This is a genomic window from Actinokineospora spheciospongiae, from assembly GCF_003182415.1.
Classification (GTDB): domain Bacteria; phylum Actinomycetota; class Actinomycetes; order Mycobacteriales; family Pseudonocardiaceae; genus Actinokineospora; species Actinokineospora spheciospongiae.
In genome coordinates this window covers 75,965-91,086 of the sequence record NZ_QHCP01000006.1, presented here as the reverse complement: position 1 = coordinate 91,086, position 15,122 = coordinate 75,965, and the positions used below count along the sequence as shown (strand labels likewise).

General features: G+C 71.8%; 16 protein-coding genes. 4 read left to right on the top strand and 12 right to left on the bottom strand.

What is annotated here, in order from left to right; all coding sequences use genetic code 11:
• Window position 1 precedes the first annotated feature (1 nt).
• The 12 genes from DFQ13_RS17825 to DFQ13_RS17770 form a co-directional block, all read right to left on the bottom strand.
• Window positions 2–253: a hypothetical protein gene (locus tag DFQ13_RS17825; protein WP_035290030.1), complete on the bottom strand. Its 252-nt coding sequence runs from the start codon at window positions 251–253 to the stop codon at window positions 2–4.
• The gene (locus DFQ13_RS17820) at window positions 250–2,064 is read right to left on the bottom strand and encodes a TNT domain-containing protein (protein ID WP_110080627.1); all 1,815 of its coding nucleotides are present in this window, start codon (window positions 2,062–2,064) and stop codon (window positions 250–252) included. The genes DFQ13_RS17825 and DFQ13_RS17820 overlap by 4 nt, the downstream gene beginning before the upstream one ends.
• Entirely contained in the window at window positions 2,061–2,369 is a 309-nt protein-coding gene (locus DFQ13_RS17815) for a type VII secretion target (protein ID WP_110080626.1), read from the bottom strand. Before DFQ13_RS17815 ends, DFQ13_RS17820 begins: the two co-directional genes overlap by 4 nt.
• Before the next feature lie 225 nt (window positions 2,370–2,594).
• On the bottom strand, window positions 2,595–3,713 hold the full coding sequence (locus DFQ13_RS17810; RefSeq protein WP_233438467.1) for an ADP-ribosylglycohydrolase family protein: 1,119 nt from the start codon (window positions 3,711–3,713) through the stop codon (window positions 2,595–2,597).
• Window positions 3,714–3,735: 22 nt separating this feature from the next.
• Window positions 3,736–4,584, bottom strand: a complete 849-nt coding sequence (locus DFQ13_RS17805; RefSeq protein WP_035290039.1) for a WXG100 family type VII secretion target — start codon at window positions 4,582–4,584, stop codon at window positions 3,736–3,738.
• Window positions 4,584–4,934 (bottom strand): type VII secretion target, encoded by a 351-nt coding sequence (locus tag DFQ13_RS17800; RefSeq protein ID WP_052022058.1) that lies wholly within the window; start codon window positions 4,932–4,934, stop codon window positions 4,584–4,586. Before DFQ13_RS17800 ends, DFQ13_RS17805 begins: the two co-directional genes overlap by 1 nt.
• Complete coding sequence (locus tag DFQ13_RS17795) at window positions 4,934–5,368, bottom strand: YbaB/EbfC family nucleoid-associated protein (protein ID WP_110080624.1); 435 nt, start codon at window positions 5,366–5,368, stop codon at window positions 4,934–4,936. Before DFQ13_RS17795 ends, DFQ13_RS17800 begins: the two co-directional genes overlap by 1 nt.
• Before the next feature lie 26 nt (window positions 5,369–5,394).
• The gene (locus DFQ13_RS17790) at window positions 5,395–6,174 is read right to left on the bottom strand and encodes a hypothetical protein (RefSeq protein ID WP_110080623.1); all 780 of its coding nucleotides are present in this window, start codon (window positions 6,172–6,174) and stop codon (window positions 5,395–5,397) included.
• A gap of 133 nt (window positions 6,175–6,307) precedes the next feature.
• Window positions 6,308–7,075 (bottom strand): ESX secretion-associated protein EspG, encoded by a 768-nt coding sequence (locus DFQ13_RS17785; protein ID WP_035290045.1) that lies wholly within the window; start codon window positions 7,073–7,075, stop codon window positions 6,308–6,310.
• Window positions 7,076–7,078: 3 nt separating this feature from the next.
• Window positions 7,079–8,338 (bottom strand): hypothetical protein, encoded by a 1,260-nt coding sequence (locus tag DFQ13_RS33905; RefSeq protein WP_181400035.1) that lies wholly within the window; start codon window positions 8,336–8,338, stop codon window positions 7,079–7,081.
• Window positions 8,339–8,350: 12 nt separating this feature from the next.
• Window positions 8,351–8,986: a DUF3558 domain-containing protein gene (locus DFQ13_RS17775; RefSeq protein ID WP_181400034.1), complete on the bottom strand. Its 636-nt coding sequence runs from the start codon at window positions 8,984–8,986 to the stop codon at window positions 8,351–8,353.
• 2 nt (window positions 8,987–8,988) lie between these two features.
• On the bottom strand, window positions 8,989–9,417 hold the full coding sequence (locus DFQ13_RS17770) for a hypothetical protein (RefSeq protein ID WP_110080621.1): 429 nt from the start codon (window positions 9,415–9,417) through the stop codon (window positions 8,989–8,991).
• A 140-nt stretch (window positions 9,418–9,557) separates the two neighbouring features.
• Between DFQ13_RS17770 and DFQ13_RS17765 the strand changes: the two genes are divergently transcribed.
• The 4 genes from DFQ13_RS17765 to DFQ13_RS17750 all read left to right on the top strand — a co-directional run bounded on the left by DFQ13_RS17765 (window position 9,558) and on the right by DFQ13_RS17750 (window position 14,870).
• The gene (locus DFQ13_RS17765) at window positions 9,558–12,224 is read left to right on the top strand and encodes an MGH1-like glycoside hydrolase domain-containing protein (protein WP_110080620.1); all 2,667 of its coding nucleotides are present in this window, start codon (window positions 9,558–9,560) and stop codon (window positions 12,222–12,224) included.
• 165 nt (window positions 12,225–12,389) lie between these two features.
• Window positions 12,390–13,205 (top strand): transporter substrate-binding domain-containing protein, encoded by an 816-nt coding sequence (locus DFQ13_RS17760; RefSeq protein WP_233427913.1) that lies wholly within the window; start codon window positions 12,390–12,392, stop codon window positions 13,203–13,205.
• 76 nt (window positions 13,206–13,281) lie between these two features.
• Window positions 13,282–14,112 carry an amino acid ABC transporter permease gene (locus DFQ13_RS17755; protein WP_052022061.1) on the top strand — a complete coding sequence of 277 codons (831 nt, stop codon included), beginning with the start codon at window positions 13,282–13,284 and terminating at the stop codon, window positions 14,110–14,112.
• Window positions 14,109–14,870, top strand: a complete 762-nt coding sequence (locus DFQ13_RS17750) for an amino acid ABC transporter ATP-binding protein (RefSeq protein ID WP_324608993.1) — start codon at window positions 14,109–14,111, stop codon at window positions 14,868–14,870. Before DFQ13_RS17755 ends, DFQ13_RS17750 begins: the two co-directional genes overlap by 4 nt.
• Window positions 14,871–15,122: the final 252 nt, after the last annotated feature.

The following is a 15,122-nucleotide window of genomic DNA, read 5'->3' as shown; positions in this document are numbered from 1 at the left end:
GTCAGCGGCGGGTGAGCTTGCCCGCGACGAGCTGGCTGTAGGTCAGCCTGCCGAGCAGCAGCTCGCACGCCGCGCTCTCGTCCGGCAGCTCGACCAGGTGGTTCTTCTGGCCGCGCTCCATCCAGTACACCTGCCACGGGCCCTCGGGGGTGCCGTGGATGCACCAGCACTGCTCGTCGCGGGAGCCCAGGGCCACCACCAGGGGCTCGATGCCGATGTCGTCGAGGGCGGTGCCGAGGCCTTGCAGGTTCACAGCGGGATCTCCCTGAGGTAGCCGGCGTTGATCAGGTCGACCACGGAGTGCGGCAGGACGTACTGGGTGCCGCCACCGGGCTGTCCCATGGCCGGGGCGATCGGACCCTCCCACACCGGCAGCGGCCGGACCACCTCGTACTGGTGGTAGCCGTTGTTCAGGTTGTCCGGCGGCAGGCCGCGCTGCGGGTAAGGCGTGTCCGCGGGCGAGACGAAGTCACCGCGGGCGGAGCCGAAGCGGTCGATCGTCTGGCCGGGTTGCAGCACCCCGGGGGTCCGCGCCTCCGGGGAGTCGAAGCCCTGCGGGTGCGCGTCGCCGTCCGGCCACTCCAGCAGCCGGTTGCCGTAGCGGCCGGTGTCACCGCTGGGCCAGTACTCCTGGTTCCAGCCCGCCTCGCCGAGCCCGGCGTGCGGGTCGTAGTCCGGTGGCATGAGGTCGCGGACGGCGGGGTGGTCGGCGGGCACGCCGTTGGTGTTGATGATGGCGTCTCGATTCGGGTTCGCCCGCGCCTGGGCGATCAGGTCGTCGTCGAGCAGGTTGGCGTTCGGGTGCTGCAACTGGTTGGTCGGGATGGTCCTGCCCGACGCGTCGTAGTCGCGGGTGTTCACCGGGTGCGTCGGGGTCGACGGGTCCACCGGGGTGGTGGGCGGCGCGCTGCTCGGCGTCGTGGTCGAGCCCGCGGGCGGGTCGACGCGCGTCGGTGTCGGTGTGCTGGTGGGTGGGGCGCTGCTCGGGGTGGTGGTCGAGCCCGCGGGCGGGTCGACGCGGGTGGGAGTCGGTGTGCTGGTGGGCGCGCTGCTCGGCGTGGTCGTGCTGCCCGGGGAACCGGTGGGCGCGTCGACGCCGCTGGGCGTGGTGGTGGGGGCGCTGCTGGGCGTGGTCGGCGCGCCGGTCGACCCGGGGGGTGCGTCGACGCCGCTCGGCGTGGTGGTCGGCGCGCCCGGGGCGGTGGGTGCCGCCGGGGTGCCGCTGGTGGGGGCGTCCACGGGCGGCGGGGTGGAGCGCACCGGGCTGGGCGCGTCGGGGGTGCCCGCGCCGGTCGGGCTGGTCCGCAGGCCGCGCAGGCCGGACTTGATGGCCTCCCAGATCTCGCCCAGCTTGGCCATGATCGGCCGCAGCTTCTCCACCGACCGGGTCAGCTTGGTGATCACGTCGGTGATCCGGCCGACCCACTTGGCGATCAGCGCCGCCGCCGACGCCACGACGTGCGGGGTGGCCAGGCCCAGCGTCAGGCCCGCCTCGGCCAGCCACTGCGGGATGCGCACCAGCAGCGTGGAGACGCACTCGGCCACCAGGTCGCGCACGATCCCGCGAACCGTGCCCACCAGCACCCCGACGACCTCGACGACGGTGCCGATGGTGCCCGCGCCGGACGCGGCGGCGGTGATGTGCTCGTTCTGCCCGGCGGTGTTGCGCCGGTAGGCGTCCGCGGCGGGCCCGGCCCAGCCCGCGGTGCCGTTGTCCACCTCGGTCTTGAACTCCGCGGCGACCGCGGCGACCGCCTCCGACACGTTCTTCCAGGTCGCCGCGTACGCCGCGATCTGGTCCGCGTCGCCTGCGAGCCAGTTCAGCGCGTCGCGCAGCGGCTTGATGTGCTCGATCAGCCAGGACACCGCGTACTGCCCGAGCGTGCCCACCGGGTCCAGCGCCAGCGACAGGATTTCCAGGCCGCCGCCGACGACCCCCAGCCCGCCCTCAACCCAGGACCCGTTGTTGACGCCGTTGTAGACGTCGACGGCGGACTCCACCACGCCGATCCCGGTGTAGGACTGCGTGGAGTCCTGCCGCTCCGCGACCAGCGGGTTCGTCACCGCGCACCCCCGGCGAACGGCGAGGTGTTGGCCTGCTCGGTGTTCGCGTACGAACCCGCGGTGTCGCGCACGCCCTGCGCGGTCGCGTCCATGGTCCGCGCCGACTCACCGATCGACTCGACCCCCGGCGTGCTCACCGACTGCACGATCGGGACGAAGAACTGGCAGATCTGCCCGTACGCCTGCGACCCCAGGTTCACCTGGTCGGCCGCCTGGAGGGCTTGGTCGAGCTTGTCGTGCAGGGCGGCGAGCTTCGCGGCGTGCGCGCCCAACTCGTCGACGAGGACACCGTAGCCGTCGGGCACCGGGGGCTCCTTCGATCAGGGGGTCAACTCAGGCAGGGGGTCAACTCAGGGTGGAACCGCCGCCCCACGGGTTGTCGTCGTCCTCGGGATCGGGGCTCGTCGAGCCAGCCGAGGGGCAGCTCCCCGACGTGGCCCCCGCTGTGACGCACGTCCCCCGGCTCCGGTTCCCCACCGGGGAACGGCGGGCTCACCGCGTGCCTCCCGGAGTCGCCACCGGGAACGACCTCACCAGGCCGGGTACCGCTGCTGCCAGTCCGCCACGTCCAGCGAGTTGGTCTGGCTGAACTCCACCAGCGAGTCGCGGCCGATCCGCTCGATCACCTCGCGCAGCTCCAGGTCCGCCAGCCAGTGCTCGGGGATCGCCCCCACCCCGTGCACGGCGCCGAGCAGGTTGCCGCAGATGGCGCCGGTGGAGTCGCTGTCCCCGGAGTGGTTGACCGCCAGCAGCAGCCCGTCGGCCAGGTCGGTGGCGGTCAGCGCGGCGCACACGCCGATCGCCAACGCCTCCTCCCCGACCCAGCCGCCGCCCAGCTCCGCGGCGATCGCCTCCGGCGTCGGCCGCCCGACCTCGGCCAGCTTCACCGCCTTGTCCAGCGCCTCCACCGTCTCCGCCGAGTCGTCCCAGGTCACCAGCTCCGTGCGCACCTCGACCAGCGCCGAGGGCAGGTCCGCGCCGTCGAGCAGCCGGTGCACCAGGAACGCCAGCGCACCCGCGGTCAGGTAACCGCTGGGGTGCCCGTGGGTCAGCGCCCCGGCCTGCGCGGCCACCACGAACGCGTCCAGCGGGTCCTCCGACCACAGCGCGCACGGCGCCGCCCGCATCACCGCCCCGCAGCCCTTCGAGTCGTTGAGCCGCTCGGACAGCGTCCCCCGGTCCCGGCCGTCGGCGAAGCCCTTCAACGCGGTCAGCACCGTCGACCCGGGGGCGCGGCGGTGGAACAGGCCCGGCTCGCGGACCAACCAGCCGTCCGGCTCCGCCTCCATCGCGTACGACCCGCCCGCCTTGTGCCACGGGACGCCCTGCGTGTGGTACCAGCGCTGGTAGGCGTGCTGCACCACGGACGCGGGCTGCTGCTCGAAGTACCCCAGCCGCCGCCCCACGTGGCCGCGGATCATGGCCTCCAGGGTGAACAGCGTCATCTGGGTGTCGTCGGTGATCCTCCCCGGCCCGCCGTAGGCGTCGGCGTAGCCGGTGGCCCCGCGCGGGCCGAACCGCTCGCGGATCGTGTCGATGTGCAGGAACTCCACCGGCCCGCCCAGCGCGTCGCCCACGGCCCCCGCCAGCAGGGAGCCCAGCCACCTGTCCGCCGGGATCACACGTTCGTAAGGAAGGTCGCCGTCCACGACCGGCAGGGTAGTAGTTCGGTCAACGCCCCTGCTCGAGGGCGTTGAGCTGACGCAGCAACCCGTCGAGGAGGTCGCGCAGGGCGACCAGGGCGGTGATCGCGGCGCCGAGCACCGTGTCCAGCTTGGCGATGGTCCTGGCCACCGTCGACACCACCTGGGCGATCTTCGAGGTGGCCTGCGCCACCACCAGCGGCGTGGCCGTGCCCAGCGAGGCGGCGATCTCGATCGCCCAGCTCACCAGCGACCCGGCGATCGCCGACAGCACGTCGCGGACCGCCGTGCGCACCCCGTTGACCACCTCGGCCATGCCCTGGGTCAGCGTCGCGATCCCGTGCGCCGCGCCCGCCACCCCGCCGCACACCCCGGCCGTCTCGGCGGCCTTGTCGCGGTACGCGGAGGCGGCCTGCCCCGTCCAGCCGGGCGCCTCGCCCGCCGCCGCGTCCCGGTAGTCCTGGGCCACGGACAGCATCTGCTGCTCGACGTTCGTCCAGGACTGGGCGTACCCCTTGACCATGTCCGGGTTGCCCGACAGCGCGTGCAGCGCGGCCCGCGCGGGCTCGATGTGCTCCAGCATCCAGGAGAACAGTTGCCCCGCCACGTAGGCGATCGGGTCGAGCGCGGCACCGGCCACGTCCAGGGCGCCCGCGGCGAGACCGCTCAGCGCCAGCTTCCAGTCGCCCTTGTCGATGCCCTCGGCGATGGCCCACCCGGCCTCGAAGGCGGTGATGCCCGCCATGAACCCCGGCCCGCCGTCGGCGCTGGGCAGGCCGACGTTCTCCACGGGGTTCCAGTCCTGCAGGTAGTTCTCGCGCAGGTCCGACCGCTGGTCGATCAGCGGGTTGTCGGACCTGTTGTCGACGTCGACCATCAGTTGCCCCCCACGCTCGGGATCATGCCCGCGGCGGCGTCGAGCTGGGCGACCAGCGCGTCCAGCACGGCGGTGACCTTCTCGTCCACCGCCTGGTACTCGGCGGCGGCCTGCTCCAGCGACTCGGTGAGCCCGTGCAGGGCGGCGGCGGCCTTGGTGATCGCGTCGGTGCCGCGCTGCTGCGGCTCCACGAGCATCTGCCCGAACGGCTGGCAGAACAGCCCGTAGGCGTCGTCGAGGCTGCTCAGGTGCGCGCCCGCCTCGGCGGCCACGTCGGCCCTGGCCGCCTGGGCCTCGGCGGTGGCGGCGTGCGCGAGCACCTCGCCGATCGTCACGGTGAAGCCGTCCATCAGTCGTCCCACTCCTGCTCGGCCAGGGTGTTGTCCCGGCGCGGTCGCTTGGCGAACTCGTTCTCCGGCGGGTCCGGGAACCGCTCCCGGTACTGCGCCAGGATCGCCTCCCCCGGCCCGTCCTCGCCGACGGTCTCCCTGGTCACCTCCTCGACCCGGGCGCGCAGCTTCGCCTGCGCCGCGGCCAGGCACGCCATCAGCGCGGCGGACAGCTTCGCCGGGTCGGCGCCGCGACCGCGGTCGGTCACCGTCAGCTCGGTGGGCAGGCCGTTGCCGTCCACGCTCACCCGCACGGTCCCGTCGGCCGAGGTCTCGGTCTCCGACAGACCGCTCATCCGCCGGTGCAGTTCGGTGTAGCGGGTGGACCGCTGCCGCAACTGCTCCGCCCACTTCTCCATCTCTTGTGCCGCTTTGCCCGGCTGTGCGCTGACCATGTCTGCCTTGCTACCAGATGTCGCTTTCAGGCACGCGCTCTTCGGACTCTTCTGTCGACGATCCCGGCGACCTGCCGCGCGTCGTCGCTCGGGATGAGCACCGCACCCCGCGCGGTCCGCACCACCACGACCGGCCCCGGCCTGGCCAGCAGCGGCGTCCCGTCGGCCAGCGACAACCACGGCCGGAGCTGGGCGAGCAGTTCCACGTGGACACCCAGCACCCCGCCCCACGGCACGGCGACCTCGGCGGGCGACCCCGCGCTGTTGGGGACGTGCCTGCGGGCGTGCAGCACCAGGTGCGTGCGCCCGACCGTCGCCCCGGCGGTGATCAGGTCGGCGTGCTCGACGGCGATCCGCACCCCCACCCGCACCTCCAGGTCGGTCGACCCCAACTCCGCCACCAACGGCAGCATCAACGCCCGGTAGGCGCCGCGCCCCAGCAGGAACCCGGTCGGCAGCGCCACCCAGGCCACCAGGAAGAACGGCAGCGCCGCCACCCCGCCCGCGACCCCGTACGCCGGGAACGCCCCCAGGACGAGCGACCCCGCCGCCCCCAACCAGGCGACCTTCGCCCACGACGGCGGATCGACCCGAACCGCCAGCGGCACGACCGCGGGCACCAGCGCCCCGACGACGGGCAGCACCGACCACCACCCCACCGGCCGGTCCCCGACCAGCGCCATCGCCACGCAGGCCAGCACCACCGCGCCCGGCACCCACCCGAACGCCGCCGCGAGCAGCGCCCGACTCCGCCGCCACCGCACCGCCAGCCCCGGCTCCACACCGTGCGCGGGCAGCGACCTCACCGGACCGCTCCCGCCGACAGCGACCTCCACCGGGACGCCCGCGCGAACAGCGCAGGCACACCGCACGCCTGCGGCGGCCTCCACCAGACTGCCCCCACGGGCAGCACCGGCACACCGCGCGCGGGCAGCGGCCTCACCCGATCGTCGCGTGCAGCTCGGTCAGCCGCTTCCGGATGAACTGGGGCGTCCCCGGTACGGCGCTGATCGACCGCTCCCCGCGCCCGGAGGTCCGGTAGAGCGCCCACCGCCCGTCGGGGAGGTCGATGAAGCTGAGCCAGTCCGCCGCCCGCACCCGGGTGCCCCGGTGGTCGCGCCGAGCGGTGTACAGCTTCCCGCCCCCCACCCGGGGAGCCCGCACCAACGCCTCCAACCGCCGGGCCTCCGGCGCCCGGGCGGACCGCGGCCTGCTCATCCGGAACCCACCGGCGTCGACCGCCGAGGCCCCGTCCGCGTAGTCACCCTCCCGCACCGAGATCGCCTCCCCGCGCGCGGCGGGCACGTTCGGCAACCGGAACACGAAGGACTCCACCAACCGAGCCGGATCGATCCGCTCGAAGGCCACCTTCTCCCCGACCCGCTGCGCCAACACCCCGACCCGCCCGGCAGCGGCCACCAACACCGAGTAGGGCCCCTCGGCGTCCTGCAACCACCCGTAGTACTCGACCGCGCCCCGCTGCACCACGCCGAGCAGGTCCAGGAACTCGGGATCGATCCCCCTGGCCCCGTTCACCCCCGCCGCGTCCAACTCCCGCCGCAACTGGGCGTCGGCCTCCTGCTGGTGGCGCTGGGGGTAGTAGCGCGCCCCACCGGTGAACAGCGTGTGCGGCTCCCCCAGCCCCTGCGCCGCGCACAACCGGTGCAACGACTCGACCGACAACTCCACCCTGTCCCGCGTGCGCACCCGCTACCCCCCGATCACCGGCGGCGCGGTGACCTCGTCGGTGCCGAACACGGCCTCCGGGTCGTCCTCGATCAGGAAGGAAGCGCGCTCGTGCTCCTCGTCCTCCCCGCCCTGACCACGACCGCCACCGGCACCGCCACCCGCGGGCTGCCCACCGCGCCCACCAGCGCGTTCGTCAGCCGCCGCCCCGAACCCGCGCGACCCCGGCCCGTGCTCACCGGCGCCGGCGCCCGCGCCCGCGCCCGCCCCGGCCCGCGCACCCGGCCCGTGCTCAGCCGCCCCGGCACCACCGGCGCCCACACCACCGGCACCCATTCCGCCCGCACCGCCGCCGAAGCCGCCCCGGGCACCGAACCCGCCCGCGCCACCCCGGCTCCCGGCTCCGCCGCCGTAACCCTGACCGCCCACACCACCCTGACCGCCGAAGCCCCCCGAGGGGTCCCCGCCGGGCCAGTTCCCCGGCCGCCACCCGTGCTCCCCCGGCCGGGGGACACCAGGCAGGTCCTGCCGGGGCGGCGTCGGGACGTACTGGGCGGGCTTGGTCCCGATGTTGCCGTTCTGGTGCTCGTTCCCGTTCTGCCCCTGGTTCCCCGGCCCGGGCGGTGGCGGGTCCAGCGGGTACGTCGGAGTCGGCTGCCCCGGCTGCTGCTGCCACTGCTGCGCGGTGGTGGTGTCCCCGGACCCGTTCACCTGCGGCGGGCTCACCGTCCGCGGCGGGCTGACCGGCGGCGGACCACCCGGCTCGTCCGGCTTGTTGACCGTGATCTCGCCACCCGGGTCGGTCAGCGTGGAGTAGTCCGTGGGCAGCGAATACCCGTTCGACTGGCTGTTGGCGTCGTAGGACCGGTACAGATCGATGTTCTTCTGCGACTTCGCGTTGTACTCGTTGAGCTTGTCCTCGGTGTCGGTGTCCCAGGGCGAGATGTCGTCCAGGAACCCGGTCTCCGGCGGGGCCGGGTCCACCGGCTCCAGCCGCGGGAGGACCTCACCGAACAGGCTCGCCTGGTCCTGGAGCAGCACGTGCGTCTGCTGCAGGTTCATCGCCCCCACCAGCGCGGCCTCGGCGATCGGCTTCGCGGCGCCGTAGGCCGCGTCACCCGCCTGGCCCTCCCAGCCCGCCGCGGTCTTCTCGGCCAGCTTCTGGATGAGCTTCGCCCGCTGCTCCTCCAGCTCGGCTTCTTCCCGCGCGGCGGTGTACATGTTTTCCAGAGGTCCGGTCCCTGGACCGTTGTGCATCGCCACGTAGATGTCGTAGCCGCTCATGCCCACCACGGTTCAGCCCCCTGTCTTCACGGTCTGCAGGATCTGTTCGGCGACCCTCGCCGTCACCTTGCACGGGTCTTCCGAACCCACCCTGCCCACTGATTGCGCCAAGTCGACGGAGAGCAGCACGTCATCCCGAACGCCGATGTCGAGTGCACACGTCCCGATGTTGCGCGTGTCGGTCCGCAGTGCGGTGACAGCGGGGTAACCGGAGACCGCAGGCTGCTCTTGGAAGTACTCCCACTTCCCTGCCTTGTTCGCCCGGTAGACGCCGCTCAGGCCACCGTCTTTCTGGTTGAAGCCGAGGTTGATGGAGGCGCCCCCCGGGTTGGTCCAGACGCAGGTCGGGCCGAGCGGAGAGGCATCGGCCTCACCTGGGAACTTGACCCCCAGGTTGGCGGCCTGCGCCGCGGTCAAGGCCGAACACGGTTCGTCGACGAACTTCCCGAGCGCCAGCGGCTGCTCGACCTTCGGGGCGCCGTCAGTGGGCAGCTCGTCGGCAGCAGACGAGGACGAGGGCGGAGTGGTCGTTCTCGAGGTGGCGGGTGGCGGGTCGGAAACCCCCGTCGGACTGCCGCCCTCCTTCGAGGTGCAGGAAGACAAAAATGCCACGGCCAGTGCGGCCAGTGCGATGGAGCGCGTCGCCATCATCAGATCCCGCCCTGTGCTGCGGGGTCCGATGTCTCGATACCGAGCATCTTGGCGACGCTCTCCTGGTCTGTGCCGAGGTAGTCGGCCAGTGCACCCGTGAACTTCTGGGCTTGGCCCCTGCTGTATTGCAGCTTCTGGCTCAGGGAGTCCGCGTACGCTGCCCACGAGTCCATGGCCGCCATGGCCTGCTGCGAACTCGCAGGCTCGTCACCTGGGCCTTCCACCTCGATACGGCGGACGTAGGCCTGCGATTTCTGGTAGCTCTGCGCCAGTTCCGCCCAGGCTTGCGCGAGGGCCTTGACCTCGTCCGGCTCGAAGGCGAACTGGCCCCCGCCGCCGGTGCCGCCCCCCGGCGCGTTGATCGAACCGGCACGGCTGGCGACGATGTCGCCCAGTGAGTTGCCGATGCTCTGGAAGGCAGACGTCATTGCATTCCCCCCGTGCCCCGTACCTACCTCTGCGTGACCGCAGGATACGCCAGTCGGCCGGACGGGTGGTCCGGAATTGACCGATCCGCCGCACGACAGGTCACTGCCCGCCAGAGGCGGGGGGTGACACACTCGGTTCAGTGAGCGAACAGGAGCGGCTGGCGGCATCCCCCGATCCGGACTCGCCGTGGCGGTTGTGGGGGCCGTACCTGGCGGCCCGGCAGTGGGGCACGGTGCGGGAGGACTACTCGGGCAACGGGGACGCGTGGGGTTACCTGACGTTCGACCAGGCTCGGTCGCGGGCGTACCGGTGGGGGGAGGACGGGATCGCCGGGATCTGTGACCGGCACGGGTTCCTGAACGTGGCGGTGGCCATGTGGAACGGGGCGGACGAGATCCTGAAGGAGCGGTACTTCGGGCTCACCAACTCCGAGGGCAACCACGGTGAGGACGTCAAGGAGCACTGGTGGATCACCGATGGCACGCCCACGCACTCGTGGATGCGGATGGTGTACCGCTACCCGCAGCGGGCTTTCCCCTACGCGGAGTTGCGGGAGCGGGCGGCGCGGGCCAGTCGGGACGAGCGGGAGCCGGAGCTGTCGGACACCGGGGTGTTGGCCGAGGACCGGTTCTTCGACGTGGAGACGACCTGGGCGAAGGCGGGGCCGGATGACGTCTGCGTGAGCATCACCGCCACCAACCACGGGCCGGAGGCGGCGCCGCTGCACCTGGTGCCGCAGGTGTGGTTCCGCAACACCTGGACCTGGGGCCGGGACGCGCGCAGGCCCGCGCTGATCGCCTCCACCGCCGACGGGTGGACCCGGGTGCTCGCGGAGCACCAGCAGTTGGGGCGCTACACCGTGCACTTCGACGGCAGGCCGCGGTTGCTGGTGACCGACAACGAGACCGACGAGGCCGCGTTGTTCGGCCGGGCGGTCAACCCCAGCCGCTACACCAAGGCGGGGATCGGTGACCACATCGTCGCGGGGGCGGTGGACGCGTGCCAGGTGGTACCGATGGGTGGGGCCTCGCACCCGGGCACCAAGGCCGCCGCCTGGTACCGGTTCGACTCGGTGGCGCCGGGTGAGCGGGTCACCGTCCGGTTGCGGTTGATCGCCGGGGACGGGCACGGCAGCGCGTTCGGCCCCACCTTCGACGAGACCGTGCTCCGGCGCGAGCGGGAGGCCGACGACTTCTACGCCGGGGTGGTCCGCCGCGGGACCGAGGAGGAGCGGCGGGTGGCGCGGTTGGCCTTCGCCGGGTTGCTCTGGACCAAGCAGCACTACCGGTTCCGGGTGCGGGAGTGGTTGGAGGGCGATCCGGCGCACCCGCCCGGCCCGGCCGAGCGGCACGCCCCGCACGCCCGCAACGTGCACTGGAAGCACATGGACGTGGCCGACGTGCTGTCCATGCCGGACGAGTGGGAGTACCCGTGGTTCGCCGCCTGGGACCTGGCGTTCCACATGGTGCCGTTCGCGCTGGTCGATCCGGCGTTCGCCAAGGAGCAGCTACTGCTGCTCTGCCGGGAGTGGTTGATGCACCCGGATGGCCAGTTGCCCGCCTACGAGTGGGAGTTCGGTGACGTCAACCCGCCCGTGCACGCGTGGGCGGCGTTGCAGGTCTACTACGCGGAGGAGAACAGGGACCGGGTCTTCCTCGCCCGGGTGTTCCACAAGCTGCTGCTGAACTTCTCCTGGTGGGTCAACCGCAAGGACCCCTACGGCAACTACCTGTTCGAGGGCGGCTTCCTCGGCATGGACAACATCGGGCCGGTCAACCGCTCGGCCCCGCTGGGCGACGGGTGGCGCTTTGAGCAGTCCGACGCGACGTCGTGGATGGCCGCCTACGCGCTGCACCTGATGCAGATGGCCCTGGAGCTGGCCCGGCACGACGAGGCCTACGAGGACGTGGCGACCAAGTTCGTCGAGCACTTCCTCAGCATCGCCCAGGCCAGCACCCACTTCGGCTCCGCTGGCCGCCCGATCTGGGACGAGGAGGACGGGTTTTGCTACGACCTGGTCTCCCGCACCCTGCCCGGTGGGGCGGTGGAGTCGCAGCCGGTGCGGGTGCGGTCGATGGTGGGGTTGCTGCCGCTGCTGGCGGGTGCGCCGCTGGACCCGTGGGTGTTCGAGGAGCTGCCGGGGTTCGCGGGCCGGTTGGACTACCTGCTGCGCCGCCAGCCCGCGTTCGGCCAGTTCCTCACCTGGCACACCGACGCCGGCGGTGAGCGCAGCGCGCTGCTGTCGCTGCTGGACGAGCGGAAGCTGCGCCGGGTCCTGAGCCGGATGTTCGACGAGGGGGAGTTCCTCTCCCCGCACGGCATCCGCTCCCTGTCGGCGGCGCACCGCGGCGGGTTGCAGGTGGAGATCGCGGGCTGGCACCACCCCATGGAGTACGAGCCGGGCGAGTCGCGCACCGCGATGTTCGGCGGCAACTCCAACTGGCGGGGCCCGGTGTGGTTCCCCACCAACGCCCTGCTCGTGCAGGTCCTGCACGCGCTGGAGGCCTTCCACCGGGGCGCGGTCACGGTGGAGCTGCCCACCGGGTCCGGCAACGTGGTCAGCGCGGGCGAGGCGGCCGACGAGCTCTCCCGCAGGCTGGCCGCCCTGTTCCTCCCCGGCCCGGACGGCCGCCGCCCCGCCGACGGCGACCGGGTGGAGGCCACGGACTCGCCGCTGTGGTCACGCCACGTCACCTTCAACGAGTACTTCGACGGCGACACCGGCGAGGGCCTCGGCGCGACCCACCAGACCGGGTGGACCGCGCTGGTCGCGGTGCTGCTCGCGGGGTGGCCCGCGCAGCGCTGACCCGGTGCCGGGCGCTGGTGGCCGGTCACCGAGCGTCATGCTGCATCACCAGTGCACAACGAACGAGCTGCGTACTTGTGACAAACCGGCGGAATCCTCGTAATCGATGAAGACGGTGGCAGGATGCGGGCACCGATTCGCCCATCAGCTTCGAGGAGTGACACCGTGCTTCGATCCAAGTCCCGGGTGTTGGCCCTGGTCCCGGCAGCGGTGCTCGCGCTCGCCGCCGCGGGGTGCGGGTCCTCCGACTCCAGCGGCGGGACCGGCGCCCCCACCCCCGGGGGGGTCACCCTCATCCAGTCGGGCAAGGTGCTGACCTGCACCGGCCTGCCCTACGAGCCGTTCCAGTTCGAGAAGGACGGCAAGGTCGTCGGCTTCGACGTGGACCTCGTCGACCTGGTGGCGAAGAAGCTCAACGCCACCCAGGAGGTCATCGACACCCCGTTCGAGGGCATCCAGTCCGGTGTCGACCTCAACTCCGGCAAGTGCGACCTGGCCGCCGCGGGCATGACGATCGACGACACCCGCAAGGAGAACTTCGACTTCTCCGACCCGTACTTCGACGCCACCCAGGTCCTGGTCGGCAAGAAGGGCGCCGGGCTCACCGGGCTCGACAAGCTCCAGGGCAAGAAGCTGGGCGTGCAGAACGGCACCACCGGCGCCAAGTACGCGAAGGAGAAGGCCCCGGACGTCGAGCAGGTCGTCTTCGAGGACCTCGGCCTGCTGCTCAGCGGCCTGGAGACCGGTGCGGTCGACGCCGCGATCAACGACAACGGCGTGGTCTACGACTGGGTGAACAAGCACGCCGACTACGAGGTGGGCACCGAGTTCGCCACCGGTGAGCAGTACGGCATCGGGGTCAAGAAGGGCAACACCGCGCTGCTGAAGGTCATCAACGAGACCATCGCCGAGACCAGGGCCAGCGGCCAGTACGACACGATCTACGAGAAGTGGTTCGGCAAGAAGCCGGAGAGCAAGTAAGGGCTTTCGCAGTGGGGCCGGTGCCGGGAGGCGCCGGCCCCACCGTCGTACCGAACACTTCTCCTGGGAGCGACACATGGCATTGAGCAAGCGCCAGAGGGGAAAGGCCATCCGCGGGACGCAGTACGGCGTCCTGGTGGTCGTCCTCGTCATCTTCGCCTTCACCGCGAACTGGACCAAGCTCCGGGAGGCGTTCCTCGACGGTGAGGTCGCGGCGGGGATGTTCCCCGAGGTGATCACCGTCGGCCTGCTGAACACGCTGATCTACACCGGGCTCGGCTTCGGCTTCGGGCTGGTGCTCGGCCTGCTGGTCGCGCTGATGCGGCTGTCGTCGGTGCCGGTCTACCGCTGGCTGTCCGGCCTCTACGTCGAGTTCTTCCGCGGCCTGCCCGCGCTGCTGGTCATCCTCGCCATCGGCAACGGCATCCCGCTGGCCTTCGGCACCCAGATCGACCGGTACGTCTCGATCATGCTGGCGCTGGGCATCGTCGGCTCCGCCTACATGGCCGAGACGATCCGCGCGGGCATCCAGGCGGTGCCGAAGGGGCAGGTCGAGGCGGCCCGCTCGCTGGGCATGTCGCAGACCAGGGCGATGCTGTGGATCGTGGTGCCGCAGGCTTTCAAGATCATCCTGCCGCCGCTGACCAACGAGCTGATCCTGCTCACCAAGGACTCCTCGCTGGTGCTGTTCCTGGGCTCCAGCCAGTTGCAGTACGAGCTGACCCAGTTCGGCCGCACCGAGCTCAACCAGTCCCGCAGCCTCACCCCGGTGCTGGTCGCGGGCATCTGCTACCTGATCATCACCATCCCGCTGTCGTACCTCTCCCGGTACCTGGAGCGGCGCACCGGCGGCAAGAAGATCGCCTCACCCACGGCGACCGAGGTGGACACGGAGGCGGTCAAGTGACCACGACGACCGGGCCCGCGGTGGTCATCACCGGGCTGACCAAGCGCTTCGGCGACCTGGAGGTGCTGCGCGGCATCGACGTGCGGGTCGGCGCCGGGGAGGTCATCTGCATCATCGGCCCGTCCGGGTCCGGCAAGTCGACCCTGCTGCGCTGCGTGAACCTGCTGGAGGAACCCGATGAGGGCTCGGTGGTGGTCAACGGCGTCGAGCTGACCCACCCCGACGTCGACCTCGACGCGGCCCGCCGCCGCATCGGCATGGTGTTCCAGTCGTTCAACCTGTTCGGCCACCTCACGGTGCTGAACAACCTCACCATCGCCCAGCGCAAGGTCCTCGGCCGGTCCAAGGCGGAGGCCCAGGCGGTCGCGGTGGAGAACCTGGCCAGGGTCGGGCTCGCCGACCGGCTCAACGCCCTGCCGTCGCAGCTCTCCGGCGGGCAGCAGCAGCGGGTGGCCATCGCCCGCGCGCTGTCGATGAACCCCGAGGTGATGCTGTTCGACGAGCCCACCTCGGCGCTGGACCCGGAACTGGTGGGGGAGGTCCTCGGGGTGATGCGGCAGCTCGCCGACGAGGGGATGACCATGCTGGTGGTCACGCACGAGATGCAGTTCGCCCGCGAGGTGGCCGACAAGGTGCTGTTCATGGACGGTGGGCACGTGGTCGAGGAGGGCCCGCCCGCGCAGGTCATCGGCGACCCGCAGCACGAGCGCACGCAGTCGTTCCTGCGGCGGGTGCTCAACCCCACGCAGGCGGACTAGTGCGTTCTTGAAAGCTTTGAAAAGCTTTGAAAAGCCCGGGAGTTTTGGGGGCTTGCCCGGGTGGGTGGTTCTGCTTGGGCGGGGCCCCTACGGCGATCACGTGCCTGGTGTGACCGAGTGGGGCGAAAAGAGTGCCCCACTGCCCGGGCAGGCTTGCACGTGATCGCCTCCCCCACCCAAGCAGAACCACCCACCCGGGCATTCGGTCGCCGGGCCGCCGGTTTCGGGGCGGTCGGCCGCTGCGCCGGGCGG

Bases quoted from the DNA above. Each gene is read 5' to 3' on its own strand.
- DFQ13_RS17755 (WP_052022061.1), top strand. From the start codon at position 13,282: ATGGCATTGAGCAAGCGCCAGAGGGGAAAGGCCATCCGCGGGACGCAG.
- DFQ13_RS17770 (WP_110080621.1), bottom strand. From the start codon at position 9,417: ATGACGTCTGCCTTCCAGAGCATCGGCAACTCACTGGGCGACATCGTC.
- DFQ13_RS17795 (WP_110080624.1), bottom strand. From the start codon at position 5,368: ATGGTCAGCGCACAGCCGGGCAAAGCGGCACAAGAGATGGAGAAGTGG.
- DFQ13_RS17800 (WP_052022058.1), bottom strand. From the start codon at position 4,934: ATGGACGGCTTCACCGTGACGATCGGCGAGGTGCTCGCGCACGCCGCC.
- DFQ13_RS33905 (WP_181400035.1), bottom strand. From the start codon at position 8,338: ATGAGCGGCTACGACATCTACGTGGCGATGCACAACGGTCCAGGGACC.
- DFQ13_RS17775 (WP_181400034.1), bottom strand. From the start codon at position 8,986: ATGGCGACGCGCTCCATCGCACTGGCCGCACTGGCCGTGGCATTTTTG.
- DFQ13_RS17805 (WP_035290039.1), bottom strand. From the start codon at position 4,584: ATGGTCGACGTCGACAACAGGTCCGACAACCCGCTGATCGACCAGCGG.